24 protein-coding genes and 1 tRNA gene are annotated in these 25,770 nt (G+C 59.5%); 13 read left to right on the forward strand and 12 right to left on the reverse strand.

Features of this window, described 5'->3' with window-relative positions; translation table 11 throughout:
- Window position 1: 1 nt before the first annotated feature.
- The 3 genes from JNM28_07920 to JNM28_07930 are packed head-to-tail and all read left to right on the forward strand — an operon-like array spanning window position 2 to window position 5,187.
- Window positions 2–2,758 (forward strand): VWA domain-containing protein, encoded by a 2,757-nt coding sequence (locus JNM28_07920; GenBank protein MBL8068363.1) that lies wholly within the window; start codon window positions 2–4, stop codon window positions 2,756–2,758.
- Between the two features lie 47 nt (window positions 2,759–2,805).
- Window positions 2,806–4,365, forward strand: a complete 1,560-nt coding sequence (locus JNM28_07925) for a hypothetical protein (GenBank protein ID MBL8068364.1) — start codon at window positions 2,806–2,808, stop codon at window positions 4,363–4,365.
- Between the two features lie 3 nt (window positions 4,366–4,368).
- Window positions 4,369–5,187 (forward strand): AAA family ATPase, encoded by an 819-nt coding sequence (locus JNM28_07930; GenBank protein MBL8068365.1) that lies wholly within the window; start codon window positions 4,369–4,371, stop codon window positions 5,185–5,187.
- Here JNM28_07930 and JNM28_07935 read toward each other — a convergent pair.
- A complete protein-coding gene (locus tag JNM28_07935) occupies window positions 5,184–5,750 on the reverse strand; it encodes a PAS domain-containing protein (GenBank protein ID MBL8068366.1) in 567 nt (188 codons plus the stop codon). The two genes, JNM28_07930 and JNM28_07935, sit on opposite strands and share 4 nt — an antisense overlap.
- Before the next feature lie 141 nt (window positions 5,751–5,891).
- Here JNM28_07935 and glpX point away from each other — a divergent pair, with 141 nt between their 5' ends.
- The 3 genes from glpX to JNM28_07950 all read left to right on the forward strand — a co-directional run bounded on the left by glpX (window position 5,892) and on the right by JNM28_07950 (window position 8,658).
- Window positions 5,892–6,866, forward strand: a complete 975-nt coding sequence (glpX, locus tag JNM28_07940) for a class II fructose-bisphosphatase (GenBank protein ID MBL8068367.1) — start codon at window positions 5,892–5,894, stop codon at window positions 6,864–6,866.
- Window positions 6,867–6,956: 90 nt separating this feature from the next.
- A complete protein-coding gene (locus tag JNM28_07945) occupies window positions 6,957–7,565 on the forward strand; it encodes a TetR/AcrR family transcriptional regulator (GenBank protein ID MBL8068368.1) in 609 nt (202 codons plus the stop codon).
- Window positions 7,566–7,569: 4 nt separating this feature from the next.
- Entirely contained in the window at window positions 7,570–8,658 is a 1,089-nt protein-coding gene (locus tag JNM28_07950) for a S41 family peptidase (protein ID MBL8068369.1), read from the forward strand.
- A 41-nt stretch (window positions 8,659–8,699) separates the two neighbouring features.
- Here the strand turns inward: JNM28_07950 and JNM28_07955 are convergent, their stop codons facing one another.
- A complete protein-coding gene (locus JNM28_07955) occupies window positions 8,700–9,251 on the reverse strand; it encodes a carboxymuconolactone decarboxylase family protein (protein ID MBL8068370.1) in 552 nt (183 codons plus the stop codon).
- Between the two features lie 137 nt (window positions 9,252–9,388).
- Between JNM28_07955 and JNM28_07960 the strand changes: the two genes are divergently transcribed.
- The 4 genes from JNM28_07960 (at window position 9,389) to JNM28_07975 (ending at window position 11,304) form a co-directional block, all read left to right on the forward strand.
- Window positions 9,389–9,955 carry a sigma-70 family RNA polymerase sigma factor gene (locus tag JNM28_07960; protein ID MBL8068371.1) on the forward strand — a complete coding sequence of 189 codons (567 nt, stop codon included), beginning with the start codon at window positions 9,389–9,391 and terminating at the stop codon, window positions 9,953–9,955.
- Window positions 9,948–10,178 carry a zf-HC2 domain-containing protein gene (locus tag JNM28_07965; GenBank protein MBL8068372.1) on the forward strand — a complete coding sequence of 77 codons (231 nt, stop codon included), beginning with the start codon at window positions 9,948–9,950 and terminating at the stop codon, window positions 10,176–10,178. The genes JNM28_07960 and JNM28_07965 overlap by 8 nt, the downstream gene beginning before the upstream one ends.
- Window positions 10,179–10,261: 83 nt before the next feature.
- On the forward strand, window positions 10,262–11,083 hold the full coding sequence (locus JNM28_07970; GenBank protein MBL8068373.1) for a PEP-CTERM sorting domain-containing protein: 822 nt from the start codon (window positions 10,262–10,264) through the stop codon (window positions 11,081–11,083).
- Between the two features lie 146 nt (window positions 11,084–11,229).
- Window positions 11,230–11,304 (forward strand) — tRNA-Val (locus JNM28_07975).
- Between the two features lie 9 nt (window positions 11,305–11,313).
- Here the strand turns inward: JNM28_07975 and JNM28_07980 are convergent.
- Complete coding sequence (locus tag JNM28_07980) at window positions 11,314–12,561, reverse strand: hypothetical protein (GenBank protein MBL8068374.1); 1,248 nt, start codon at window positions 12,559–12,561, stop codon at window positions 11,314–11,316.
- Between the two features lie 209 nt (window positions 12,562–12,770).
- Here JNM28_07980 and JNM28_07985 point away from each other — a divergent pair, with 209 nt between their 5' ends.
- From JNM28_07985 to JNM28_07995, 3 genes are all read left to right on the forward strand, one after another.
- Entirely contained in the window at window positions 12,771–13,796 is a 1,026-nt protein-coding gene (locus tag JNM28_07985) for a LacI family DNA-binding transcriptional regulator (GenBank protein MBL8068375.1), read from the forward strand.
- A complete protein-coding gene (locus tag JNM28_07990; protein ID MBL8068376.1) occupies window positions 13,793–14,659 on the forward strand; it encodes a prepilin-type N-terminal cleavage/methylation domain-containing protein in 867 nt (288 codons plus the stop codon). Before JNM28_07985 ends, JNM28_07990 begins: the two co-directional genes overlap by 4 nt.
- Before the next feature lie 69 nt (window positions 14,660–14,728).
- Complete coding sequence (locus JNM28_07995) at window positions 14,729–15,001, forward strand: hypothetical protein (protein ID MBL8068377.1); 273 nt, start codon at window positions 14,729–14,731, stop codon at window positions 14,999–15,001.
- Window positions 15,002–15,115: 114 nt separating this feature from the next.
- Here the strand turns inward: JNM28_07995 and JNM28_08000 are convergent, their stop codons facing one another.
- The 9 genes from JNM28_08000 to JNM28_08040 form a co-directional block, all read right to left on the reverse strand.
- Window positions 15,116–16,870: an adenylate/guanylate cyclase domain-containing protein gene (locus JNM28_08000; protein MBL8068378.1), complete on the reverse strand. Its 1,755-nt coding sequence runs from the start codon at window positions 16,868–16,870 to the stop codon at window positions 15,116–15,118.
- Between the two features lie 126 nt (window positions 16,871–16,996).
- Entirely contained in the window at window positions 16,997–17,617 is a 621-nt protein-coding gene (locus JNM28_08005; GenBank protein ID MBL8068379.1) for a FecR domain-containing protein, read from the reverse strand.
- Window positions 17,618–17,725: 108 nt separating this feature from the next.
- On the reverse strand, window positions 17,726–19,537 hold the full coding sequence (locus JNM28_08010; GenBank protein MBL8068380.1) for a S8 family serine peptidase: 1,812 nt from the start codon (window positions 19,535–19,537) through the stop codon (window positions 17,726–17,728).
- A 127-nt stretch (window positions 19,538–19,664) separates the two neighbouring features.
- Window positions 19,665–20,528 (reverse strand): hypothetical protein, encoded by an 864-nt coding sequence (locus tag JNM28_08015; GenBank protein MBL8068381.1) that lies wholly within the window; start codon window positions 20,526–20,528, stop codon window positions 19,665–19,667.
- A complete protein-coding gene (locus tag JNM28_08020) occupies window positions 20,525–21,853 on the reverse strand; it encodes a cytochrome-c peroxidase (GenBank protein MBL8068382.1) in 1,329 nt (442 codons plus the stop codon). Before JNM28_08020 ends, JNM28_08015 begins: the two co-directional genes overlap by 4 nt.
- 41 nt (window positions 21,854–21,894) lie before the next feature.
- On the reverse strand, window positions 21,895–22,968 hold the full coding sequence (locus JNM28_08025) for a metallophosphoesterase (protein MBL8068383.1): 1,074 nt from the start codon (window positions 22,966–22,968) through the stop codon (window positions 21,895–21,897).
- Window positions 22,969–23,037: 69 nt separating this feature from the next.
- On the reverse strand, window positions 23,038–23,925 hold the full coding sequence (locus JNM28_08030; GenBank protein MBL8068384.1) for a prepilin-type N-terminal cleavage/methylation domain-containing protein: 888 nt from the start codon (window positions 23,923–23,925) through the stop codon (window positions 23,038–23,040).
- A 104-nt stretch (window positions 23,926–24,029) separates the two neighbouring features.
- Entirely contained in the window at window positions 24,030–24,956 is a 927-nt protein-coding gene (locus JNM28_08035; protein ID MBL8068385.1) for a S1/P1 nuclease, read from the reverse strand.
- 55 nt (window positions 24,957–25,011) lie between these two features.
- The gene (locus JNM28_08040) at window positions 25,012–25,770 is read right to left on the reverse strand and encodes a P-loop NTPase (protein MBL8068386.1); all 759 of its coding nucleotides are present in this window, start codon (window positions 25,768–25,770) and stop codon (window positions 25,012–25,014) included.

The following is a 25,770-nucleotide window of genomic DNA, read 5'->3' on the forward strand; positions in this document are numbered from 1 at the left end:
AATGAGGTTCACAGATCCGGTCTGGGGACTGCTGTTCATCCCGCTTGCCGTCGGGTTGGCCCTCAGCTGGCACCGGGTTCATGGGATGGCCAAGGCGCGCAAAGCGGTTTCATTCGGGCTCCGGTTCCTCCTCCTCGGTTCATTGATCGGGGCCCTGATGGGTCCCCAAGGTGTCCAGCCGGATCGCGGGACGACAACGATTTTTGTGTTGGATCGGTCGGACAGCATCTCCGAGCGTGACCGAAAGGCGCAAGTTGAATTCGTTGAAGGTGCCATGGGCAGCCTGGGGGAAGACGACAAAGTCGGCATCGTCGCATTCGGCAAATCTCCGGCGATGGAAGCCTCGCCAGGCGGGCGCAGGCCCTTTGGAGCCGTCGAGTCGGTTGTCGACGCCTCGGCAAGCGACATCGCCTCGGCGTTGCGGTTGGCCATGGCCAGCTTTCCCAGCGGCAAGGGCCGGCGCATTGTTTTGGTCAGCGACGGCAATGAAACAAAAGGGGATGCCCTGGGTGCCGTCGAAAGCATTGCCGCCGAAGGGGTTGCCATCGATTTCGTCCCGCTCGGGCTTTCAAAAGGCAAGGACGAGGCTGCCGTGACCGACCTCCAAGCACCTAGCGAGCAATCCGCTGAACAGCCTTTTGAAATCAAAGCCGTCGTCGAGTCCACAATAGCCCAGACGGGGCAATTGGTGATCGAAAGGAACGGGGAACCAGTTTCGCAAACCAAAGTCAGCATCCCCGCCGGCACCTCAACCATCGTCATCCCCCAAAATCTTGCCGAGGCGGGCTTTTACCGTTACCGCGCCTATTTGAAGGTCCCCAACGACAGCGACAACCGAAACAACCTCGGCGCGGCCTTCGTATCGGTCAAAGGGCGGCCCAAAGTTTTGTTGGCCCAAGGTGACACCGGCAAATTGGAACTTGCCACCGCGCTCAGCCAGCAAGGGATCTCGGTGCAGGTCGCTGGTCCAAGTGGCGTGCCGACCAGGCCAGAGGATTTCCAGCAATACGATGCGGTCATCTTGAACGACCTGAATGCGGCCAACACGACCGAGCCGCAAATGAAAATGATCCGGAACGCCATCCGCGATTCCGGGGTCGGGTTTATGATGGTGGGGGGGGAGGACAGCTTTTTGCCCGGCGGTTGGTATGGCACGCCGGTGGCGGAGGCGTTGCCGGTCGACCTCAACATCCGCCAGCGAAAGGTTTTCCCCAGCACGGCCGTGCTCATCGTCGTCGACACCAGCGGCAGCATGTCGATGAGCATCGGGGGAATGACGAAACTGCAATTGGCGGCGAGCGCAGCAGTCCTCAGTGCCAACCTGCTGGGGCCGACAGACCGGCTCGGTGTGGCCGGCAGCGGGAGCCGTATCGATTACGTCGCGCCGATCGCCGAGCTTAAAGAAAAAGACGCCGTGATCGCCAAAATTAGGACCCTGAAAGATGGCGGTGGCGGGATCTTTGCCGAGCCCTCAGTGAGATTTGCCAGTGAAAAGCTGGCGGCAGAGAACACCCGGGTAAAGCACTTCATCTTGGTCGCCGACGGCAGTGATTGCGATGCCCACGGTTCGAGCCTTGCCATTGCCGCGGCCATGAAGGCCGCCAAGACAACTGTCTCAACCATTGCCATCGGCGATGGCAAAGATGTCGACTTCCTGAAAGGGGTCGCTGCCGTTGGGGGTGGTCGATTCTATTTGGTGGAGGATGCCAAGAAACTCCCGCAAATCTTCACCCAGGATGTCAGCCTGATGTCGCGGTCGGCAATTGAAGAAGGGGCGTTTTTGCCCAAAGTCTTGGGTGTGGACGATTCGACCAGGGGGATCGATGGGTTTCCCGCCTTGATGGCCTACTGCCTCACCGATGCGCGCCCCTTGGCGCGGGTATCGATGAAGACCCAGAAGGACGACCCCTTGCTCGCCAGTTGGCAGTTCGGACTCGGCAAATCAACGGCGTTCACCAGCGATGCGCAGAACCGGTGGGCAAAGGAATGGATCGGCTGGGAAGGCTACGGAAAATTCTGGGCCCAAACCGTCCGAGCCCTCACCCGACGCGCCGCCCTCAACAACTATGACCTCCAAGTGACGCCGGAGGGCGGGCGCGGCAAGATCTCGCTGGCCGCCCGCGACCGGGCCGGCAACCCGTTGCCAATGGGGACGATCGACGTCAGGATCAGCAATCCCGATGGAAGTTCCCAAAAGGCAACGCTGACGCAAGAAGCCCCCGGCGTCTTTTCTGGCGATTTTGAGGCGAGCGAGGTCGGCAGCTACATCGTTAGCGTCGTCGAACCCAGCGCAACCGGCCAAGCTCGCGTCGCCTCCAACGGGTTTTCGATCCCGTATCCTCCGGAATACCGGAGCTCCCGCGCCAACCTGCCCCTGTTGGAAGGGGTTGCCGGCCAAACCGGCGGCAAAAAGCTCACCGCGCCAAAAGAGGCCATGCGGCCCCTGGCGCACCGGGGCGAAAGCGTCACCGACCTTTGGCGGATGTTCCTCTTTGCCGCTTTGGCGCTCCTCCCTCTCGACGTTCTCGTCCGCAGGGTCGTGGTGCCTCTCCCCCGGTTTGAGCGGCATTCGCCCGAGCCCATCTCGCCTACCAAACGGGCTTCAACCAGCCCAACGCCCGGCACCCCCGTGGTACCGAAATCGAAGAGCCTGGACCGGGCCCGGAAAAAGGATCGGCCCGATGCGCCGATCTCGGCCGCCGGAAGTTTGCTCGCCGCAAAGAAAAAACGGAAGGACGGCGACTCTAAAGACCCGTAAACCTGCCGAATATCCCAATAGGGCGAGGTCTGCCGAACCCACTTGCTATGGCGGCACGGAAGAAGAAGGAACCGGAAACGGTGGTTTCCCAGCAAGAACCGGTTGTGGTTCCGGCTGAGATGTTGGCGCAATTGATGGCGCAGATCCAAACCCTGGCCCAGGAGGTTGGGGATCTTCGTGCGCAGGCGGCAAAGGGCAGCCCGGCCAACAACCCCACAGATCCGCCCACACACAATGCGGCACCTGCCGACCTGACGCCACTCGGCGAGGTCACCCAAGAGGAGATCGACTCTGCCGTCGCCTCACCGGAAGTGATGCCCGAAGGATTCTTTGCTGAAGAGATCACCGAGGAGCCGGTCGACCGGGAAACAGAAGTTGTCGACTTGGAGGCGCTAGAAGAACAATGCCCGGGATTGTTGGAGGATATCGAAGCTTACAACGGCAGTTCGGCATCGGATGACGAGGAGGTTTCGGCTGAAGAAGCAGCTGCCCTCTTGCAAGGGTTTGACGCGGCCATGGCTGACGACGGGCTCGGCAGTGAACCAGAGGTTTTCGCGTTAGGCGAAGATTCCCAAGCGGCAAGCGACCTTTCGCCAGATGATATCGCGGCCCTGTTCGCGCAAGCGGAGTCCTCTTCCCAGAACCCCGCCTCCGCCCAGCCGCAAACCCCGGAAGCAGACGAAGCCCGTGCCGACCTTTCTGCCGATGACATCGCGGCCTTGTTCGCGCAAGCGGAGTCGGGACAGTCCGCCGGATCGACAGAACCAGATTTGACCGGCCAAGGCATGGATGGGGTCGATTCTCCCACCCATGCCCCATCGGGAGAGGTGGAGGAACCGGTCGTCGCCAGCCTGACCGACGAGGAAATCGCCATGCAGGTCGCACAAGGCGCAGGGGCAGATTTGGCAGAAGAGGACGATTTTGACCTGGACGAACTCGGTGAAGAGGGACTGGCCGCCTTAGTCCGTCAAAGCATCGAAGCCCAAGCCGAAGAGCGGGCCCTGGCTGAACAATCCGCCCCGGACGTCGAAGAGGAAACCGGTGCATCGGAAGGCGACTTGATGTCGGCGGCGGAGATTGCGGCCCTGCTCAACACCCCGGACGACGACTCCGATTCAATTCCTGCTTCCTCGACGGCGATGAGCGACGAGGAACTCCGGGCCTTGCTGGCCGAGGCAACGGCGGACTCGAGCGAGCCGATTCCCGAGCCCGACGACCTTCCGGATCAAGAGCCGGACCAAGCCGCGAGCTCGAAGCCAGCAGCCAATGTCAAGAAGCCAACGGGCACCCCAGAACTCGGCGCGGTCAGGGCGGTGCCGGCCCACTTCGCCGTCCGAGCATTGGCACTCCCCATCCGCTTTGAAGATGGCAAGCTTGTTTGCCAGGTTGCCGAACCGGTAGACCAAGCGGCATTGGACCGCTTGAGCCAAGCAGCTGGGTTCGGGTTGATCATTGAAAAGGCGCCCATCGATTCAGTTGTCCAGGGCATCCGGGAAGCCTATGCCGAAATCCAAGACACCCATGCTCGGTTTGCCGTCATGGCCAATTCCCAAAACCGTCCCGGGCTGATGGAAAAAATCGCCGCTATGTGGAAGAAATCCGCATAGGGTATGAAAGTCGTTGCGGTCGTGAGCGGGAAGGGTGGCGTCGGGAAATCGGCGTTGGCCTGCAGCATGGCGGGGATCATTGCCCGCGACGGCAAAAAGTGCCTGCTCTTTGACGCCAACATCGGACTTCCCAATTGCGATCTGTATTGCGGCGTGGAGCCGGGATGCACCCTCGGGCACATCGTTCGGGACAACCGCGACCTCCGGGATGCCGTCGTTCCGTTGGCTTCGGGCGCTCATCTGATTTCCGGTGGCAGCGGCTGGAATGAATTGGCGGAACTGGGCCCCAAAGAGATTGAAGGGCTGGCCGTGGCCGCCTTGGAATTGGGGAAAGAATACGACCATATCATTTTGGATTGCGGCCCGGGGTTCGGTTCGCGAGTTGCCCCGTTCCTTTCCATCGCCGATGCCGTCCTTGTCGTGACCAGTGCCGACCCGGCCAGTTTGACCGACGCTTACGCCATGCTCAAGTTCGTCTGGGGGCACAACCCCAACGCAAACTCCGGGTTTGCCGTGAACTTTGCTCCGACAGCCGCCCAAGGGCGATCGGCGGCCGACCAATTCAAAATGGTGGTCGGTCAGTTTTTGAGCCGGGAAGCAGAACTTTGGGGGGTCATCCGGACCGACCCCCACGTCGCGCGGGCCTGCGCCGAACGCAAACCGTACGCCGAAGCCTTTCCCCTCGCCCCGGCCAGTCAAGACACCATCGATGTGGCCAACTGGGTCATGGGGATCAAAGCCGTTGATGAACCCGAAACTTCGATGCTCGAAAGGCTCAAGAGCGCCTTCGGCAAAAAACAGGAGTCGCAAGAAGCGGCTTAATCTCCGGGGATTTCAAACTCGGGCAGAACGCCCAATGTGTTAAGGGCGCCAACCACCAGGCCATCGCGATCCTTGATGGGGCTGGCGTGCCACTTGACCGTCCGTTTGCGCCCTTCGACAAAGAGGTCGATGGCGATAGGGGCGGGGTGCAACCCCATGAACACCATATAGATCATCCCTTCGGCATCGTTCCTAAAGATGCCGGTGCCGAGAATCTCGGTGATCGGGCGGTCGACCGCTTCGTGTTCGGGCCGGAAGAAGAATGCCTCGCAGGCCCGGTTCCATTCCATGACGTGCCCGCGTCCGTCGACGGTGAAACACGGCAGGGGCAGTTCGTAAAACGTCGTTTGAAATCGGGTCAGCGTCGCGTTTTGGACGCCCTTGAACTGGCTGAGTTCGGTCTTGAGGGCTTCGTTCTCCCGTTCCAATTCCTCGATTCGTGGGTTTACGGCCAGGGGCAGGTGAGAATCCGCCCGGGCGCGCTTGGCCCGTCCAAAAAACGGGATGGCTGAGGCAAGCGCCGCAACCGGCCAAACGCCCAGGATCCCGCTCCAGTCCATCATTACTACAAATCGTTGGCCACTCCCCGCAAAAAGAACAGGTCTGCAGTGCAGGAGTTCTGCAATATGGCATACCGATTGCCTCAGCCAGTTGGCATGGCGATTTTGCCCCAAAAGGCTAAACTGCACACCGTGGAGGTCAATGTGGATCAATACCGGCACCTGGACTTTTTGAGAGTCACCGAAAGCGCGGCGATGGCCGCCTCGCGATGGGTTGGCAAAGGAAAACGGGACGAAGCCGACCAAGCCGCTTGCGAAGCGATGCGGGGCGAGCTGAACAGCATGGAGATGGACGCCACCATCGTGATCGGCGAAGGCGAGCGCGACGAAGCCCCCATGCTCTATATCGGGGAAAAGCTCGGCCGGCCGGGGGGCCCGGAGATCCAAATCGCCGTCGACCCCCTGGAAGGGACGAATCTCTGCGCCAACGGTACACCCAATGCCATCGCAGTCCTTGCCGCGGCAGTCGAAGGAGAGGGCTATCTGATGCACGCCCCCGACTGCTACATGGAGAAATTGGTCGTCGGACCGGAATGCGCCGGCGTTGTCGACATCACCGTCCCGCCCCGGATCAATGTCCGGCTCATGGCCAAGGCATTGGGCAAGGATGTGGACGAGTGCATCATCGGGGTACTGGATCGGCCCCGCCACGAGCAATTGATCGCCGAATTGCGCGATGCGGGTTGCCGGGTTCACCTCGTCCCGGATGGCGACCTCTCCGTTGCCATCGCCGCCCTGGATCCCGATAGCGGGGTGGATGGCCTGATGGGGATCGGCGGCGCGCCCGAGGGCGTCATCACGGCCGCCGCCGTCCTGTGCACGGGCGGAGAAATGCAGGCCAGGCTCAAATTCACGATCGAGGGTCAACGGGAGCGGGCAGAGGCGATGCTGGATGGCGACATCGACCGCGTGTTCCGGACAGAAGACCTCGCCCGAGGGAATGTCACGTTCGCAGCAACCGGGATCACAACGGGGGATTTGCTCAAAGGTGTGCGCTACCGGCATGGGCGGGCTTACACCGAATCCATCGTCATGCGGAGCGCAAACCAGATCATCCGCCGAATTGAAACAACCCACCGCACCGGATTCGGCATTGCCGAACGCCGGAAGTCCAAGTAAGGCCGGGGCCCAAGCCGAACCGGCTGGGCCCTTTCTCCTGATTTCAAAGATGCACAAAAAACGATAATTGTGCAATTGTATACTATCGGAGTGCTGGTTGCCGAAAACCTGACAAGCCAAGAGGCGATCTTGGACGCATGCGACGCCTTGATGGTTCGCTACGGGTTCCGGAAGATGTCGATGGATGACGTCGCCAAAAAGGCGGGGGTGAGCCGCCGGACGATCTACAACCTGTTCCGCAGCAAGGAAGACCTCGGGTTGAGCTCGATCGGCCGGGTTGTCAGCCAAGTCTTTGCCGAAATGGAGGAGATTGCTGGATCGGGTGCCCCGTCAGCCGAAAGGCTCCAGGCATGCCTGCACCAAAGGGTTCTTGGCCGGCTCCGGCGGGTCCGCGACTACGCTAGTAGCCTGGATGAACTCTTTGAAGCCGTCCGCCCCGCCTACTTGGCCCGGCGGCGGGAAATGTTCGAGCGGGAGTCTGCGCTCTTGCGCCGCATCCTCGCCGAAGGGATCGAGAGTGGCGAATTCCGCCCCGGCACAACCGGCTTTGCCGATTCGATGATCCTGGCGACCAATGCGTTCATCCCGTATTCGCTGAGCCCGGCCGAACTTGGCGACGAAATCGAGGTCGTCGCCCGTTTGGACCGCATGACCGAGCTGCTGATAAGCAGCGTTGCCAAAACTGCATCAGAGGACTGAAACCATGTTGACCACCATCATCGCCTTCTCCGCTTTGACCAATACACTGCTTGGACAGCCGACGGGTAGCCGGACTTGGAACTATATGCGAGAAGATTTCTACTCGCAAGACTCCTCGGCCGAGCGGGAAAAAACTCTGCTGGCCCTCATCAAAGCTTTAAACGAACGGTATGTCATCCCGGAAGTTGCCAAGAAGATTGAAGGCGAGCTCACTAAATGGATGAAGACCCCGGAGTTTGCCCAACTCGACGATCCGGAGGCATTTGCTCAACGCGTCAACGAGATCTTGGCTGCCAACGTCACCGATGCCCATCTCCGTTTCCGCTATTCCGCCCAGGTGTTGCCCGAGCGAAAGCAAGCGGAAGAGCCTTCACCGGAGGAGATTGAGCGGTTCAACAGATATGTGCGGCGCCAAAATGCCAACTTCCGCGCCGTCGAGCGGCTTGAAGGAAATATTGGCTACCTCGCTTTTGACGGGTTCACCGAGCCGGAGGATTTGGCTCGGCCGATGGCGGCCGCCATGGAGTTTTTGCAAAACACCGACGCCATGATCATCGACCTGCGCTCCAACGGTGGCGGCAGCCCAAGCGGAGTCCAAGTCGTGTGCAGTTACTTCTTCCCGCCTGAACCGGTCTTGCTCAACCGGATCTACTTCCGTCGGGGTGACAAGTCCGAAACATTTGAATCATGGACTTTGAAGGACCTCCCGGCTCCCAGATTCTTGGATAAGCCCCTCTATATCTTGGTGGGCAAGCGGACTGGGTCAGGGGCCGAAGAGTGCGCGTACAATTTCCAACAACTCCACCGGGGAACCATTATCGGCGAACCCACTTGGGGTGGAGCAAACCCCGGTGGCACAGTCCGGATCGACGACCACCACCTCTGCTTCATTCCGGTCGGGCGGGCCGAAAACCCCTACACCAAAACCAATTGGGAAGGCACGGGCGTCATCCCCGATATCCGGGTCAATGCGGAAAAAGCCAAGACCACGGCCCAGATCCTGATCCTCAAGGAGTTGGCCGGCAAAGAAACTGATCCGGATTACAAAAGTGATCTCGAATCGCTTATTCAGCGGCTTGAATCTGGGAATTGACAGGGGGCGGCCCGGGAGGTGACTCCCGGGCCGAAGTTGCATTAGGCGTTAACCGGGATTTCCAAGTCCACCACCGGCCAGTCGATGGGGGTTCCCATGACGTGGTTCATGTAGTTTGTAAAGATGTCTTTGACCACGGCAGTGCCGATGGCCCCGATTTCTGAATCCGAATAGCCCGCAGACCGCACGGCTGCGATGTCTTCATCGGAGACCCGCCCCCGCGATTGCACGATTTTGAGAGCAAAGGCGAGTCCAGCCGCTTCTTTTGCGTCGGAGGCCGTGCCGGATCGTGCTTTGAGGATGTCGGCATCGGAAACACCTTGCATTTTGGCAATGGCCGTGTGGGCAGACAAGCAATATTGGCACTGGTTTTCTTGGGCCACCGTGATGGCGACCTGTTCCAAGAATGCAGGCGAAAGTCCGCTGGATTCCAATGCGCCAGAAATGCTCAGAAAAGCTTGGAGGCCGGCGGGCGAATTGGCCAAGCTGCCCAAAAGGTTGGGGACTTTGCCAAACTTTTGCTGGACGGCTTCCAGCAGCGGGCGGCTTTCGGTTGGTGCGGTTTCGGTGGTCAGGGTTTGGAATCGTTGCATGATGTTTTCCGCGAAGATCGGCGCCAGGCCGACCTGCGAATTGAAAAAGCCCGGGCACCTATGGCACCGTTCCCCTGATCGGGACCATAATGGGCATAAATCGAAACTAATCGTTTCGATTAATCTTTGAGACAAGGATGAACCGGGAGCAATTCGAGACAGAATTGGGGAAGATCTTGGATGGGGCCTTTGGCTATGCTGTCCGGCTCAGCAATGGGGATCGCAACGATGCCGAAGACCTGCTGCAAGATGCGACGGTCGCCGCTTGGCGCGGAAAGGACACCTTTCAGCCGGGAACCCATTTCAAAGCTTGGTTCTTTAGGATACTGACCAACACGCTTTACCGGAAAGCTGGCAAGAAACAAGTGGAGACTGTTCCCATTGATGAAGGTTCTTTCCCTTACTTGTTCCTGGAGGCCACAAATGCGGGGGCCCCGCTTGACAGTGACCCGGAAGCCGTGTTGTTCGACAAGCTGGACACGGAAGCCGTCCTCAGCGCCCTCGACGGGTTGCCGGACGAATTCCGCGACGTGAGCGCGCTTTATTTCACCGCCGACATGAGTTACGAAGACATCGCCGAATCATTGGGGATCCCAGTGGGGACAGTGCGGAGCCGGTTGCATCGGGGCCGCAAACTCCTCCAGGAGTCCCTGTGGGACGTGGCCCAATCGCGGGGGCTCGCCAGGGGGCCGGCCGGTGCCTGAGATGGACTGCCAAGACGTCATCAAGCGGATGGGCTCCTATCTCGACCGGGAGCTCGACGAACGCGAAGTCGCCGCGGTGAGGGCCCACTTGGGGCATTGCGCTTGGTGTGAAGGCGCCTTTCGGTGGGAAGGGTCGATCCTCCGGCTTGTCAAGGAATCTGCCCATGCCGAAGCACCAAAGGGGTTGCTGGGCAAACTGATGCAAAATTGCGACCAGGAATAATTGCCAGGTCATTTCAGGCCGGATTCTGAGTATTCTCCACCTATCTGCGCCGCACATGGCTGCGCGATGACTTTAGGAGAAACATGAAACGCAGTCTGCTGTTTGCGCTTGCCGCTTTTGCGGCCCTGCCGCCCGTTGCCCAGGCCATTGTGTGGCGGCACGACATCCCGGAGAGCGATGTGCTCAATTACGGCAACACCACCCGGCTCCAAGGGGTCGGCAAGGTCAACCTTCCCGGTTGGTTCGGCACGGGCCAATTTTTGGGGATCGGGACAGGTGGACAGGCGTGGGGGATCAGCGCCAAACACGTGATTACCACGGGGCAGACCGGCACGTTCACGTTTGAAGATGGTGGGAGCTACTCGATCACACAGGCGATCGGGTTTGCCGGCACGGACATTGCCGTTTTCAAAATTGCAGGTTGGAATCGTAACGTCTTTGCGCCGACGTTGCACGACGACGGCGTTTACACGGTGGGGACCAACTTCGATTCGGCCGGGTTCGGCGGGCACGGCGCCCAAGGCACCCTCGGTGGCAACTGGCTCTACGACAACAAACGGCGGGGGATGCAAACCAAACTCACCACCACCCGCACCGCATCGTTCAACGGTGAAAACCAATTCCAATTGATCGACACGTTCGACGCCCCCGGATCGGCAAACGTCCGCCCGGTCGAAGGCTTTGGCGCATCGGGGGATAGCGGATCCATGTTGCTTGACGACAGCGGCAAGATCTGGGGCGTCTTGAGCGGCGGCCAATTCGAAACTTACGGCAACATCAACTACTACGCGGCCATCACCCCGCAAATCGCCCAGCAAATCGTTCAAACAACCGGCGTTCCTGAACCCGGCACCATGATCCTGTTGGCCGGTTTGGCCGCCGTTGCAGCACGCCGGCGCAAGTGAGCTGACCCAAAGCGCGGACATCCTGAGCTGCTCGCCCGTTCAGGATGTTCCTCTTTTGGGCCCGCCGGCGGGGTGCCCTCCTCCCGGCTTACCGGGCAATTTGTATCGCCCTGGAGATCCGCCGGGGTATCCTCCCGGCCTGGCCTGCGCGATTAGCTCAGTGGTAGAGCACTTCGTTCACACCGAAGGGGTCACAGGTTCAAATCCTGTATCGCGCACCATTCTCCCCGTTACGGTTTTTCAACCCGAATCGGCACGTTGGCTACAGCGGCACCGCCATGGTCGTCGTACACATAGGCAAAGATCCGGAACGCTCCGCCTTCGGGCGGCATCTTGAACTTCGCTGATTTCAGATTGCCGGAAACCAAGGCCCCCGGATGCTTTGGCGGTACTTTTTCATCTCGGCCCGCGGTTAGGTATTCCTCCGTCTCCCCAACCAGCACCCAGTTCACAAGCAGAATGTCGCGTTCAGGGTCAGAGGATTCTAGCGTTGCGGTCACGACCTGGCCCGGCTTGAGCCCGTCGGTTTGGGAAACGGACAACGATCCGATCTCTGGGCAAAGGTTGTCGGGTTTTTTGCCTGTCCACATTTCGGTCATCACGTCCACGGCCCCCGTCCGGGTTCCATCGGGCAGGAGCATCCCGAACCATGTCGAGGTGCCCTCTTGCTTGTTCCCCCACAAAAACGCGAACGAGCCCAGGCATTGGCCAGGGTTGCCCGATACCGAAGTCCGATACGCTTGCCGATAGGTGGCGGCTTTTTCCGTCGAAGTCGGTTCGATGGGGGCCTGCCATGCCGTCTTGTTCACTTCCCACGTCCCCATCGGTCCGAATTCGGTGAGCAGATAGGGCTTGTTGCCGCCGGCATCTTTGTACCGCTTGGGGATCGACAGGGCGCCGCCATAGCTGTTGATCCCGTGAATGTCGATGTCGGGGCAATACTTGTTAATTCCGGGGATCCGGCCCGCCCCGATGTCGGCGGTCACCGTCATGGTGGGGTGGTTCGGGTCAATCTCCTTGGCGGCCTTGGCAATGTCGTTGATGGCTTTCCACAGCGCCGGGTCGTCGGCATTGCCATACGCTTCCATTTCGTTCCCAAAGGCCCACATGAGCAGAGCTGGATGATCCTTGAACTTGCGGACGACGGCAACAGCTTCGTCAAACTGCTTTTTGACCTTGGTCGGGTCATGGTAATCGAACCCGTCCGAATGCTGCAGCCAGATTCCCGCACACACCATGAGCCCGTGTTTTTGGGCTTCGTCCAAATCGTGTTGGAGGTTTTCCGCCCCCCAGGTCCGGAAAGTGTTGGCTCCGCTCTTGGCCAGCAAATCCAAATGCGATCCTCCACCGACCCCCTTGACGAAATAGGGCTTGCCGTCAACTGTCATCGAATAGCCATCAGCAGATCGGGTGACCTGGACGTGGCGGGGGGCGGCGGCAACGGCTAGAGCGAAGGCAGCGGTCAAAGTCGTCAACATCGGTAATCTCCGAAACGTTTCGGAGCATATGATACGACAAATCTGGCGTCCGGACAAGCGAATATGCCGTGAAAAATGAAATCTGAGCGGGCTTTTCAAGTTCAAACACCAGGTTCTTGAGAAAAAACTAAAAATATTCTTGCAACGACGGACATCCCTCTGTATAATGCGACCATCTTCAACGTTGAGAAACGTTTCGGAAGAAGGCCATGGCCGCCACCATCAAGGACATTGCGAGAACGCTCAATATCTCAGTCAGTACGGTGAGTTACGCTCTCAACGGTGGGCCTCGGTCGGTTCCCGAAGAGGTCAAAGAACGCATTTTCCGCGTGGCCAGGGAGCTCAATTACCGTCCAAACCGCTTGGCTAAGTCGATGGTCACCGGCCGTAGCGACACCATCGGCGTCGTCCCCCCGCACTTTGCCGAAAACGTTTTCCTCAGCCCCTATCTCCACATCGCCCTTAACGGCATTGCCAACCAGTGCGGAATCCAAGGCCAAGACGTGTTGCTTTTCACCCGCTACAGCGAAACCGAGCGTGAGGAAATGGTCTCTCTGCTTGTGGATGGCCGGGTGGATGGCGTGGTTTTCATTGCGCCCCACTTCAACCACAAAACAGTGGAGCTGGCAACCAGTCTGCACATGCCGTGCGTCACCGTTTCGGGGACTTCAGTGCCAGGAACGTGCAGTTTTGCATCGGACAGCCGCCTTGGCATCCGTCAGGCGATGCAACACCTTTTTGACCTCGGGCACCGCAAAATCGCCCATGTTGCGGGCCGGCTCGATATGCCCGACGCGGTGGAACGTTTGCAGGCCTACCAAGGATTCCTCCTTGACAACGGCCTTGAATACCGCGAGGATTGGGTGGCCATGGGCCAATTCGTGATCGATGGGGGCCGGCGCGCCCTCCACCAATTCCTGCAACTCAAGGATCGCCCGACGGCAATTGTTTGCGCCAATGACGAAATGGCCATCGGTGTCCTCGTAGAAGCCCTCAACAGCGGGATAAAGATCCCCCACGAGGTCAGCGTCGTCGGATTCGACGACAGCCCGCGAAGTGCCCAGGTTTATCCCGCTTTGACCACCATTCGGCAACCCATCGGAGAGATGGGGGCCGCCGCCGCCATTGCCCTCCACGACCTGATCGAAGGTCGGGAGCCCGACCCGGAAAATCTTTTCCCAACCGAACTCGTCGTCCGAGATTCAACCGCCCGTCCAAGGGAGGACAAACCATGACTCATCGAAGAACCAATGCCTTTACATTGATCGAACTGCTTGTCGTGATCGCGATCATCGCCATCCTGGCAGCCATCCTGTTCCCCGTGTTCGCCCAAGCCAAATCGGCTGCCAAGAACACCAAGACCGTCAGCAACCTCAAGCAAGTGGGCACCGCTCAACAGCTTTATCTGGCTGACTACGACGACACCTACCAACAAGCCGGGACCATGAACGGCAATGGCGCAAGCTGGGCAACCGGGGCTTGCAATCCTAGCATCGGATGCCCGAGCTGGGATAGCCTCTTGATGCCTTACATGAAGTCGTTTGAATTGTTCACCAGCGACTTTGACCTCGCCCCCCGGACTTTTTCGCCCTGGGGCGACCAAAAGCGCAGCTTCCGCGTGGCGGCCAACGTCATCCGCGGATGGGCCGGGGTCAACACATGGGATGGCCAAGACTATGGCTGGCAAACGATCAGCCAAACGGCTATTCCGGCGGTCGGGAGCACCGTTGTCATCACCGAGCAAAGGAATGCCCAATCGGCAAACTGCACCTGGTGGGTTGGCGCGGCGTTTTGGGAGTGCGGCGTTTGGGATGCCCGCAGCGCCAACACCCTTTCCAACGACGACCCCGTTGCCTATGGCGCGCTGACCGGCTTGGCCAAGTACGCAAGCGGAATCGACTTTAGCCGGGCCAATCGGGCCAACTATGGCTTTGCCGATACGCACGTCCGCAGCCTCGGCAAGGGCTACATCCTCCCTGGTTATGAGCAAAGGAAGGGTGCCGGCCAGCCGATCGACACCACTCTGAAAGGCGTTTGCCTTGATGCCGACCCGTTCCGCATCACGCCCGCAACAGACTGCAAACTCCCCGAACAATAAGCACGTGACCATTTCGGGGTGTGTCCGGGACGAATGCCACCGGACACACCCCGGTTTTCCGAGAACGAGATGAAAAAGCAACTCCCCCTTCCGGCTGTCATTGCCGCCATCGTCGTCGCTGCCGGAATCGGCATCTTCTTCTTGATACAATCCGGTCAATCAGGCCCCGAATTCAAGCCGGCACCTCCAACCGGAAAAACGCCGGACTATGTCCTGCAACAGATGTCCCCGGAACAACAATCGAAGATCAAAGAGGCCGAAGCAAAGGCGGGGATCACTGACGACAAACTCGAAGCGCAAAAGGCCGCCCAACCCGGCGGCAATCCCTACGGCCAAAAATAGGGATCAATCCAGTTATCGGGGGGTGCGCTGCGGCGCCCCGCCATAACAGTTCTACTCGCCCTTCCTGCCTGACCAGGGTTTCCAGACGGGTATTGGGCTGTGACCGGCAAAAGTTCAGCCCAAATGAGCGATGGCAAACGCCTCGACTTCGCCGTCGATGCCCTTGAGTTGGAACCGGCCTAAGGATTCAATGGGCTCCGATTCTTTGAGCACCCGGGCCGAGATCGGCCCGATGACAATCGCGCGGCCCACGTCGCCCGCCAAGGTTTGGAGGCGCTTGGCCATGTTGACCGTTGTGCCCGATGAGCTCCAAACCCGGCGACCCGCTTCGGACAAGTATCCCCCCGAAACCGGCCCGGATTCAAAGCCAAATGTGACTTCGAACCCCCCGGGCTCCATCTCGACCAATATGCGCTGGCAAGCTTCCAGGCAGCCAGGGGCCGAAGTGACCGCACCAGCAGGGAAGACGGCGATAAAGCCGTCGCCGGTCGTTCTTTCGATTTCCCCACCCTTGCGTCGGATGTGTTTTTCGCACAGGTCGAGCCAAGCGATGTATCGGCGCTGGTATTCAACGGCCCCGATTTTTTGCACCCATCCGGTGGAATCAGTGAAGTCGCTGAAGAGCACGGTTGCCTCAGTGAGCTCTCCAGCCAGGCGGGGATCGTGGCGCGGGGCCCGCAGGGCCCGCAAGCCCAATGCGCCAGCCACGGAAAGGGCGACGCCGAGGAATGGCCAAACAGTGGCGAGGATCAATCGGAATTGAGTCGCCGCCACCCAGGGCACGCCGGCCCCAAAGGCAAAGGGCAGGGCCAGGGCCACAGCGATTAGCCAGCGGTTTCGGGCTCCAACAAGCCAAGCCGCGAGCCAGGATGCCCCCACGACAAAGACCTGGAAAAGGTCAAAGTCCATCCACCGGATCCGCTGGGAGGAGGGCACCAAAAGGGTGTTGACCATTTGCCCAACCACCGTTGAACCCTTGACCGGCCCGACGCTATGAACGTATCGGTCATCTTTGCCCTTGCGCACATCGCAAACAATGACGATCTTGTCGCGGAACTGGCCGGCGTCGCCCCGATCGAGGGCTTTGATCGCTTGCCGCAACGGCATGGAGGCAAGATTTTGGCCCCTTGGAGTCCATAGCAGCGGCAGTTCTCCGTTGGGCCCAAGCTGCGCATCCCACGAGCCGACGCTCAGCCGGTCTTGTTCCACCTTGAGGTCTGCCGGGTTCTGGCGGAGGTGCCTGAGAGCGGCCAGGAGTGCGGTGTGGAAATAGGTGCGCCCCGATTCGATGTCGACCTTTTTGGCCACCAGGCCGATGACTTCGCCGTCGGGTTCAAAGGGCAACGCCATGCCGATGTCGGCTTGGCCATCCAGTTCGAGGATCGCCGGAAGGCAAAGGAACGTATAGCCGTATTGGTCGGGCTCTGAAGGGTCTTCAAACGCATCGCCGTCTTGCGCCAAAAAAACGAACGAAGAATCCTTTGCCGCGACCCCCCGCCGCAGTGATGCCAGGAACTCGGGATCCGATTCGGGATTTTCGGACACAAAGAACAGATCGCTGACAATGACCGATGCCTTGGCTTTGGCTAGCGATTCGAAAAGCTGGCCGATGATCCTCCGATCCAAACTCTCATTGGGGCGGCTAGGGGAAAAAAACGCTCCGTCATCGTCGGTAATTTGAATGAGGAAGATATCTGGGTTCACCGGAAGTGGCTTGGCAGAAAACTGCAGGTTTGTGAGCGTTTCCCCTTCGATGCGATTGAAAAACGGGTTCTGCTCAACAAGCCATTTTGCAAAAAACGATCCCGCCAACGCGACCGCCAAACTGGCGAACGCCCACTGATACCGTCGGATGGGGAACTGCTTCATGAGATGCCACGACTCCGATATGCCGGGATGCACGCAACCACCACGATTCTAACACCGGTGGCGCACTTTTGGCCCCGAGTGGCGTCTAGCCTGGCGCCAAGGGGGTTTGTCAAACCTTGGGGGATGCTACATCCCGCCAGACCCCAGCGTTCGGCCATGCCGTCTTGATGTACGCTGATAGCCTCCCGATGCGGTTGGAGTGTTAGGAACCATCGGGATCTTGTCTTCAAAAGTCTTTGTTTCACCGGCAGGTATCCGGATATCGGGATTTCCCGCAACGACCGCGTACCCTTCAACGACGGCAACCACGGTGACAGTTTTGAGCGTGTTTAGGTTGTTCGAGACGGTCACCGTGAAGTCCGTACCCCCGGATCCGATCGTCCTTGATCGTGTTTTGACGATGCGACGGAAAATGTTGGGATCGAGGCCCCGTGTGGGGGTGTGGACGTATCGGAAAGACCCCGAAAGAACCTGGAGTTCAGCGTCGTCTGAAGGCCCCAAATACACCATTTGGGTTCGGGGGCCGATTGTGATGTCCGCGCCATAGAACTCCGTGAATGTTGCCGAAATGATCCCGGATCTGATGACATCCCCTGGGTTCAGGTCGATAGTCGCCCCCCATGGTGTGTCGTTGGGTGCGCGGTTGTTCCCATTGGCATCGGTCACCGTGACTTGGTTGGGAACCGAAATGGTTATCGAAAAGGGCGCGGTTGCCAATGCCGCCGCCGCTATGGCAAGAGTCAACATGCCGACAATTTAGCACCCAATCTGTTCAGCAGTCAATCATCGGGCAGACCAACAAAAACCGCCCCCGCAGGTTCTCTGCGGGGGCGGTGTGGGGCCAGCGGCCGGTTGTTACTTGATGACGACGGCGACGTTATCCGTGGAATAGGAGAACGCGACCGGGAATGCGCCCCGGCGCTTCAGCGGCGCATATGCCATGAACCGGAGCTTGACGTGTTGGTCGGCATCGACATAATCCCGAAGCGACCGCTTGGCCACGTCAAAGGTGATGTCGTTGTCGGTTGTTCCGAGTTTGGTGCTGCTGAGCAGATCCCATGCGCCGGTGCGGTTGTTGTAGGCAGTGACATATTGGACAGCGCTATTGTCGCTGGCCATCGATTCCACCGTGACCTTCATGGACGCGACGTCGGTCGATGCCTTGGGCGAGCTAACTGTGACCTGGAAGGCCGCATACTGACCGCGTCCGGGAACCGACTCAGTGTTTATGACCACTTTGGCGTCGTCAGAGTCGAGGAGCTCGGGGAGCCCGCCGCCTTGGAGGGTTCCCATGACCAGAGTGAAGTCCAACAACCCAGTAGGCGCCGGCGGTCCGGTCAAGGCGTTTGCCAAGTTAACCCGCGCACCATTCGCAATGAAGTTCGTGAGGGCGGGGACTTGGTCGCACGTGCTGATCAGGGTGTCCAGCGCTTCACGGGCGGTCAAGGCAGGGAATGCACCCCGGATGACACCCACGATGCCGGCGGCAAGCGGGGTCGCCATGGAAGTGCCCGAAATGGTGGCGTAGGTGTTGTTCGGGAATGTCGAAAGGATGTTGCTACCCGGCGACCCGACTTCGATCAGGGTGCCCCAGTTGGAGAAGCCCGATTTGGTGTCGTTGTGATCTGTTGATGCGACAAAAATCACGTTGTCGGCCAAAGCCCGGATTTGCTGCCGGGGCGGGTTTTGTTGGCCGTTGTTTCCGGCCGAGTTGCAATAGACCACATCGGCGGCCCCTGCGCGCTGGATGGCTTGCAGCAGCGTTTGGTTCCAGCCGTCAATGTTGTAGCTGACGGTGATGACTTGAGCGCCGTTTTGCCAAGCGTAGTCGATGGCGCTGGCAAGGTCGGAGATCCACGAGGCTTGGCCTTTGTAGTGGCGCATGCACATCAGCTTGACGTTGGGGGCCACACCCGAAACGCCTTTGCCGTTGTTCTGTTCGGCGGCGACGATCCCGGCGACGTGGGTTCCGTGGCTATCACCGTTGTTCGGCCGCGGGTTGTTGTCGTTGTCGGCGGTGTCCCACCCAAAAATGTCGTCGATGAACCCGTTGTTGTCATCGTCGATGCCGTTGCCCGGTGTCTCGTTCGGGTTGACCCAAACGCGGTTGCGCAGGTCTTCGTGGTCGATGTCGACCCCGTCATCGCACACGGCGACGACGACTTCTTGGACGCCGGCCATGTTGTCCCAACCTTCGACGGCGTCGACGTCGGCATCAGGGGAGCCGCCCGTTTGGCCGGTGTTGTTGTGGTGCCATTGCTGGGCGAACTGCGGGTCGTTGGGAACGAAGTCGGGCGTGATTTGGACGTCCAATTCAGCGTACTGGACAGCCGGGTTCGTCTGAAGGCTCCTCACAAAGTCAGCCGGTTGGATTCCCACGGCCATATGGTGGGAACTCAGATCCAGCCGCATGAAATACCGGTTGCCGTGATCGACGTTGATCAACAAGCCGTACTTTTTGATCAAGTCGTTCCGGAGCGAATCAGGCGTGCCGGGTTTGAAGGCCACCAAGAGGTGGTCGCTTGCAGTGACAGTCCCCGGCGGCAGGTTTTGCCCTTGAGGGGATCCCCCAAGCGCGGTTTGGGCGAATGATAGCGAAGCCAAGGTCAAAAGGCCGGCGGCGGCCAGCGCTTTGCCCCAGACGGTGCGGATGGTCAGGTGTCGCATAGCGTCTCTCGTCGGTCAATGACGGTTCCTTTAGGATGACACAAGTCGACCTGCTAAAGTTCGAATCTTTTGATCCCGGGTTAGAGTCTGAGGGCGTGCCCCTGGCCGCGCCACCCGAATCCAGTAATTATCCGGGGCCTAACTGCCGCAAAATCTCAGCCAAGTGGCGCGGGTGCGTCATGTGGGCCATGGCGTCGTCGCCCGCATAGCTCCACACATGCCACCCCGCTTTGTCGAAAACCCGCAGCAGAGGGTATCGCGGATCGGCAGCGGCATCGTAGCCTGGTTGGGCGGGCTCCATCTGCATCCCATAGCTGGCCACGAGGGCGGAGACGACCTCCCATGAACCGGCATAAGTCTCGGGAGTGATTTGCGATGTGGTCATCACCACCGTCGATGTTCCGGCCAAGGCCCGGTCGGTCAATGATTTCCAGGCTCGGACATGTTCGGCCAGCACCCGCCGGCTCCCAGGCTCCCCGGGATCGAGGCTTCCATAGATCGAATCGCTCTGCACGACCTTGCCGATCATGCTGAGGATCGCGGGGTCGTGGATTAACTCCCGCACTGCCCCATAGCCGGCAGAAAACGACGTAATGTTGACCCGGTCGATCCCTGCCCCCAGAATGTGGCCTGCATCGGATAGGAAAGGTTGCAAAGAACCGTTGGCCACGAACGGCTTGGCATAGGTGGAAGACCCCTGGCCCAGATTGAAGACTAGGATCGGGACTTTGAATCCGGCCCGTTGGTATTCGGAGACGACGAACCAAGCCGCGGTGTGGAAGTGGATCCAGATATGGGTCGACAGTCCAGGGCGGTAGCCATCCGGCACAAACAGTTCGGCTTTGGTGTCCCCGACCACGACACCGGTCATAGTGCCCCCGGTCACCGGAACTTCGGGGCCGATTTCGCGGATGGACATGGCGGGCGGGGTGATTTCGGTTTTCATTGCCAAAAGGGCCAGCAGGGTGGAGGCGATAGGCATGGGGGTCACGGGTCGTTGTTTGGGAAGGGATGCCCGCTCAATGTCGAAGAAGGCACGTAACGCAGAAGTTCCGGGTCGCGCAAGGCATTTTGAAGAAACTCCGCGATGGCGTCCACTTCCTGGACTGAGAGCCCAAGCGGGTGGAACAGAGGGTCGGGGCCGCCAGGGGGGAGCAAAGGGCTTTGCGGGATACCCAGATTTTTGTATTGGATCAATTCCGCTAATTTGGTGAACGATGCCCCGTGCCCATAATAAGAGGTGTCGGCCAAATTGTACAACTGAGGCGTTTTGAATTGGTACAAAGCAGTGACGTTTTTCGTGAATCCGCCACGGCCAAGATTCTCCGGGGCGGCCGGGCCAGCATTGTTGGCGATCCCGATCTTGTCGAGCCCATTGAGGCCGATCGCGTGGAACTTGCCATCCGTCAATGCGGGGCCCGAGTGACACTTCCAACATTCGGCTTTGCCAAAGAAGAGTCCGGCACCCCGCTTTTGGACTTCCGTCATGGCGGAAAAGTCGCCTCTGAGCCACCGTTGCCATGGCGAGCGGGTGGCCAGCAAGGTTCGCTCGTAAGCTGCGAGGGCGAGCCCCACCGTGAGGTCGGAATACCGGTCGATGGGCGGCACCGTCGGGAACGCCGCATCGAACAAAGCCGTGTACCCGAGCGAATCGGAAAGGGGCTTGCCGAACCCCATCCGGTGGATGCGGAGGGCGGCTATGGCTTGGGTTTCTACCCCCTGGTAGCCCAAGTTGTTTAACTCCGTCGGCGTCCCGGGCATCCACTGGCCTTGAGTCCCTGCATTGAGGCCGCCGGAACCGAGCTCCCCGTTCCAATGCAGATTGGGCTGGTACGCCGAGTTGAGCGTGCTTGGCGATTTGACCGGCTGGCTATCCACTTCAGTTGGGGCATAGGCGGGGTCTTCGTGCCGGGCTTCGCCGGAAAACCCGAATCCCCGGCCACCTTCCCCAAGCCCTTGGAACCGCCCGGCCGAGAATCCTCCCTGGGCGTTGTGGCAAGAGGCGCAGCTGGCCGATCCCAGGCCTTGCGGCTTGATCGGATTGGTTAGGAGGGCGGTTTCGTGATAAAGGAGCCGACCGAGGGCCACTTTTTCGGCCGTCAACGGGTTGTTCGGATCTTGCGGGATTGCGGGCAGATCCGATGGGTCGGGCATGGTGAGTCCGGCAACGCCGCCGGGGATGTTGAGGGCGATTTGATCCAAAAGCGCCTGGTCGGCGGATGATGGGGAGGAGCTGCCGCCGCCGCCCCCGCCGCACCCGGCCGCAAGCAACACAAGCGAGGCGGCGAGGAACCAGACCGGTGCCGTTTTGCCCATGTCCTCACTTTACACGCTTGCCGGGCGCAGGGCAACACCGGCTACGGCCGAGAAGGGGCCGGCATCATCAGTTCAAGGAGGGGGGTCGCCGCCGGGACATCGGACGGGACTGCCGAGTTGTATTGCTCGGGAGCCGGCCGGAAACAGGGCACAAAACCCACATCACCATTCCCGTAAACCCGGAAATAGCCGAAACCGAATGTCCGGCCCGCCGCCGGGTGCCAATCGTCTTCCAGTTTGCTGCCCCCATTGCCGAGGACAACCTGGTAGGCGCCAGTACCGGGAATCGGTGTGAAGTCAAAGGCATGCACGTGGGCACAGACATAAGCGCGCACCTTTGGGGATTTGGCGATGGCGGCAACCATCGCTTTGGCGCAATCGGGATCGATTGGCGAATCCCCGTGGGAGGATGCCGGTTCCACTAGGTTCCGGTGCCCTAGGATGACGGTGGCTTTGATTGATGGGTTCCGCTCGGCATCGGACAGGTCAGCGGCAAGCCAAAGAGTTGCGACCAAGGCGACTTTGGTATCCCCAGTCTTAGCATCGGGGATCGCTTGCCGGGAATCGGTGTCGACCACCACGTAGTGCACCGGTCCCCGTTCGAAGGAAAAGTTGAGTTTGCCTTGGTCGGTGATCAGGCGGTCGGCTTTGGCCAGGGCGGCGTCTGGCGCATGGATCCCATGCGGAACCATGCCGGCCGATTCGATGATCCGGCTAAAAATCCCGTCGGCCAGGGGGTTCGGCACCTTCCCGGCGGCAGTTTTGCGGTTCAACTCATGGTTTCCAGAAATCGCCACGTAGGCTGTTTCCTGGGCTTTGGGCGCAGAACCGACCACCGCAACCCAAGCCTCGAGTTGGCTGGTCAACGATCGTCCGTCGTCGTCCCCGTAGCCAAGGACTTCGTCACCCCCAAAGAATGCGAAATCCGGCTTCAACTTTGCGATGTCGGCGAGGTTCTGTATCAGTTGGGGGAGATTTGCACTGCTGGGGTTTTGCAACTTTCCGGCGTTGAAATCCTCAGCTTCGACCCGGTTGCAGCCGAAAAACGCAAATGTTCCGACGACTTCGCGGGATTGGTTGGCGACGAGGGCAGCCAGGGTCAGGGTGGCAATCATGGTTTGCGATGAATAGAGCGGGCCTGCCCACGTGATGAACAGGCCCGCGGTTGGAACCCTAGAGTCGGATCAGTTGACGCACGGCGTGCCGTTGACGACGGCCGGCAGATAGGCTGGCAAGAACTTGTCTCCGAACTGGTAGGCGTTAGGGTTCAAGATCTGGTCGAGCTTTTGATATTTGGCATGCCCGTCGACATAGGAATAGGTAGCCCCGTCGCTGTGGCGCTCCCACATGACGCGGGTGATGTCCGCCTTGTCGTTGACGTCGGTGTTGTAGTGTTGGACGGCAAAGTCCTTGGTCCAGAACGCATAGTTCAGCGTCGTGATGATCGCGTATTGGGGAGGCACCTGGACAGAACCCGGGCACGGTTGGCTCGGGTTGAATCCGGAAGTGCCCTTTTGCTGGCCGATCACAAAGCCGTTCTTTTCGGCATAACGGCGTTCGGCCAAAGCAATCGTTTGGGCCGGGTAATCCAGGGCCGTCAGGCTGACCGGCAGCCAGTCGTGCGCGGGCATCACGTTGTAGTTGGGGATGTAGCTGTAAAGCGGGGCCTGCCAGTCGCAGTACATTTGTCCAGAGGCGTTCAGCTTCCCAAAGTCAGCGGTGCCGTTGGGGCACGGGGTTTTGGGAGGAACGGGTTTGGTATCGCTGGGGCAGACAAAAATGTTCCAATTCTTGATGTACGGCTGCATCAGGTACGTCCAGTGGATTTGCCGACCAGCCGTGTTCCAGGGTTGGGGGGTGACCGAAGTTTCCCAGCTGGTTTGGCACAGGGTGTCGTCGTAGTCTTGGGCGTAAATCTGGATAGCAGTCGCCATCTGCTTGTTGTTGCTCAAGCAGGTCGTCTTCTTCGCCGCTTCTTTGGCTTGGGCAAAAACAGGGAAGAGGATCGCAGCGAGGATCGCGATGATTGCAATGACAACCAAGAGTTCGATGAGGGTAAACGCTCTTTTCATGGCGGCTCCGGAACCCGCATAGTCTGCCCATGAAACGTTAAGAGATTGTTAAAAGAATGATTTTGTTTACGGGGGCCATCCGGTGGACAGTGCAATTGGGCTTGCTACTTGATCCATGCGTCCAGGATTTTGGCCAGGCGATACCCTCCCAGGGCGGCCTGTTTCAAACTCAAATCGATCCGCTTTTGGCGGTATTCGGGCGATTCGGCGGTGCCTTGCTGGATGCCCGCATAGACGGTTGTTTCCGCCAGTTTGGCCCCCTCATCGGCCCAGTGGTCGGGGTTGAGGTCATCTAGTTGGGCGGAAAACTCTTTGGGGGGGTGCATCTCGGAGATTTTTGCCGCCTTCTCGATCAGGCCGCCCCGCCAACCTTCCCGGCTGACCGCATCTTTGATCCCGCTATCCCACAGGTAGTGGAGGTTGCTTGGATCCCCCAGGAGCTTAAAGAAATTGCCGCCGGCGTCGCCACGGCCATCTTCGGCGCAACTGGCGGCGCAGTGCAGGGGTTGGTGCAAATCCCCGACGATGTGGCTCATAAAGTAGATCCAAAATGCCCGCATCCGGGGCTCCGATTCCTTGGCATATTGCCCATTGATGAAATTGACCGCCTTCACCGCATCGAACGGGGCGCTTTGGATCTGGTTGCCAAACTTTTCGGTGAACAGGGGCCGGTTAATGTAATGCCAGCACTTCATGCGAACCCCCTCGTTGTTCTTGGGATCGCGCAATGCCGGGGGCCAGGCCCAATCGTTGTAGTAACTGATTTCCTTTTCGTACTTCTCCGATTGATTGCGTTTGATGAAATCGGGGAAGGTTGTGGCGGCGGCCAGCCACATGGCGGGGGAGTCGTTGTTGTAGGCAAACGAGGGTTCGCCGAGCTTGAGGATGCTGTTCAGCTTCTCCTGTTTTTCCGGGGAGAGCTGGTTGTAAGCGATGAGGCCGACGATGCGGTGGCCGGTGTCGTCCCAGGCCGATGCCGGCAGGGTGGAAAGGGCCAAGGCGGCAACGGTGAGCGTCCGGACGAGTCGCATACGTCCATTTTGGACGCTTTTGCCGCCGCTTGGTTCTTGGAGTCCCGAACGGGCCTTAAGCTGATTGCTTGAGGGTTTGATCCCCGAATTGCCGCACTGATTGGGCCAGGGCTCGGACATCCTGGGCCGCCTTGCACCCGGCGTTGGCAACCACGTAGAGCTCACGCTTCCGGGTGGCCAATGCCGCGGCTTGGTCGAATCGGACCGAGCCGAGGTAACCAACCCGCTTTTTGAGGTACTGCCAACAAATTTTTTCGAACATTGCAAACAGCTTTGCCCCCTCGTGCGGGCTTGCCATGTTGAACACCACGTGGACGCGGGCATCCGGTTTGCGGCGGAACAATGTTTTCGCCGTCGCATAGGCATCGGTGATGCTGGTGGGGTCGGGGCTTGCGACCAAGATGATGTCGTCGGCGAACTTTAAGAAGTGCAGCACGCGGTTATCCAACCCGGCGGCACAATCGAACAAAAGGGTGTCGGTGGTTTTGGCTAGGGCCCCAAACTGTTCAAAGAACAGGGCCAGCTTTTTGGGCCCGGCCCGCATCAGCAACGGAACCGCCGATGCGCCGGTGATGGCCTTGAACCCGCCCGGTGCCTCGACCAGCACATCGGAGAGTGTTTTTTCCCCGGCAACCACATGTTGGAGGTTGAACTCGGGTGAGACACCCAGGACGATGTCCAAATTGGCAAGTTGCAAATCAGCGTCGAAAACCGTGGTGCGCGCCCCGGTTTCGGCAAGTGCGGCGGCAAGGTTGGCAGAAAACGAGGTCTTTCCAACCCCGCCTTTGCCGCTGGTGATCGCGATGGTCGTCAT

It is taken from the genome of Armatimonadota bacterium (assembly GCA_016789105.1).
In the GTDB taxonomy this organism is placed as follows: Bacteria; Armatimonadota; Fimbriimonadia; order Fimbriimonadales; family Fimbriimonadaceae; genus UphvI-Ar2.

Excerpts from the sequence above, each read along its gene's own strand:
- JNM28_07920 (MBL8068363.1), top strand. The coding sequence starts at position 2 with ATGAGGTTCACAGATCCGGTCTGGGGACTGCTGTTCATCCCGCTTGCC.
- JNM28_07925 (MBL8068364.1), top strand. The coding sequence starts at position 2,806 with ATGGCGGCACGGAAGAAGAAGGAACCGGAAACGGTGGTTTCCCAGCAA.
- JNM28_07930 (MBL8068365.1), top strand. The coding sequence starts at position 4,369 with ATGAAAGTCGTTGCGGTCGTGAGCGGGAAGGGTGGCGTCGGGAAATCG.
- JNM28_07935 (MBL8068366.1), bottom strand. The coding sequence starts at position 5,750 with ATGATGGACTGGAGCGGGATCCTGGGCGTTTGGCCGGTTGCGGCGCTT.
- JNM28_07950 (MBL8068369.1), top strand. The coding sequence starts at position 7,570 with ATGTTGACCACCATCATCGCCTTCTCCGCTTTGACCAATACACTGCTT.
- JNM28_07955 (MBL8068370.1), bottom strand. The coding sequence starts at position 9,251 with ATGCAACGATTCCAAACCCTGACCACCGAAACCGCACCAACCGAAAGC.
- JNM28_07960 (MBL8068371.1), top strand. The coding sequence starts at position 9,389 with ATGAACCGGGAGCAATTCGAGACAGAATTGGGGAAGATCTTGGATGGG.
- JNM28_07970 (MBL8068373.1), top strand. The coding sequence starts at position 10,262 with ATGAAACGCAGTCTGCTGTTTGCGCTTGCCGCTTTTGCGGCCCTGCCG.
- JNM28_07980 (MBL8068374.1), bottom strand. The coding sequence starts at position 12,561 with ATGTTGACGACTTTGACCGCTGCCTTCGCTCTAGCCGTTGCCGCCGCC.
- JNM28_07985 (MBL8068375.1), top strand. The coding sequence starts at position 12,771 with ATGGCCGCCACCATCAAGGACATTGCGAGAACGCTCAATATCTCAGTC.
- JNM28_07990 (MBL8068376.1), top strand. The coding sequence starts at position 13,793 with ATGACTCATCGAAGAACCAATGCCTTTACATTGATCGAACTGCTTGTC.
- JNM28_07995 (MBL8068377.1), top strand. The coding sequence starts at position 14,729 with ATGAAAAAGCAACTCCCCCTTCCGGCTGTCATTGCCGCCATCGTCGTC.
- JNM28_08000 (MBL8068378.1), bottom strand. The coding sequence starts at position 16,870 with ATGAAGCAGTTCCCCATCCGACGGTATCAGTGGGCGTTCGCCAGTTTG.
- JNM28_08005 (MBL8068379.1), bottom strand. The coding sequence starts at position 17,617 with ATGTTGACTCTTGCCATAGCGGCGGCGGCATTGGCAACCGCGCCCTTT.
- JNM28_08010 (MBL8068380.1), bottom strand. The coding sequence starts at position 19,537 with ATGCGACACCTGACCATCCGCACCGTCTGGGGCAAAGCGCTGGCCGCC.
- JNM28_08020 (MBL8068382.1), bottom strand. The coding sequence starts at position 21,853 with ATGGGCAAAACGGCACCGGTCTGGTTCCTCGCCGCCTCGCTTGTGTTG.
- JNM28_08025 (MBL8068383.1), bottom strand. The coding sequence starts at position 22,968 with ATGATTGCCACCCTGACCCTGGCTGCCCTCGTCGCCAACCAATCCCGC.
- JNM28_08030 (MBL8068384.1), bottom strand. The coding sequence starts at position 23,925 with ATGAAAAGAGCGTTTACCCTCATCGAACTCTTGGTTGTCATTGCAATC.
- JNM28_08035 (MBL8068385.1), bottom strand. The coding sequence starts at position 24,956 with ATGCGACTCGTCCGGACGCTCACCGTTGCCGCCTTGGCCCTTTCCACC.
- JNM28_08040 (MBL8068386.1), bottom strand. The coding sequence starts at position 25,770 with ATGACGACCATCGCGATCACCAGCGGCAAAGGCGGGGTTGGAAAGACC.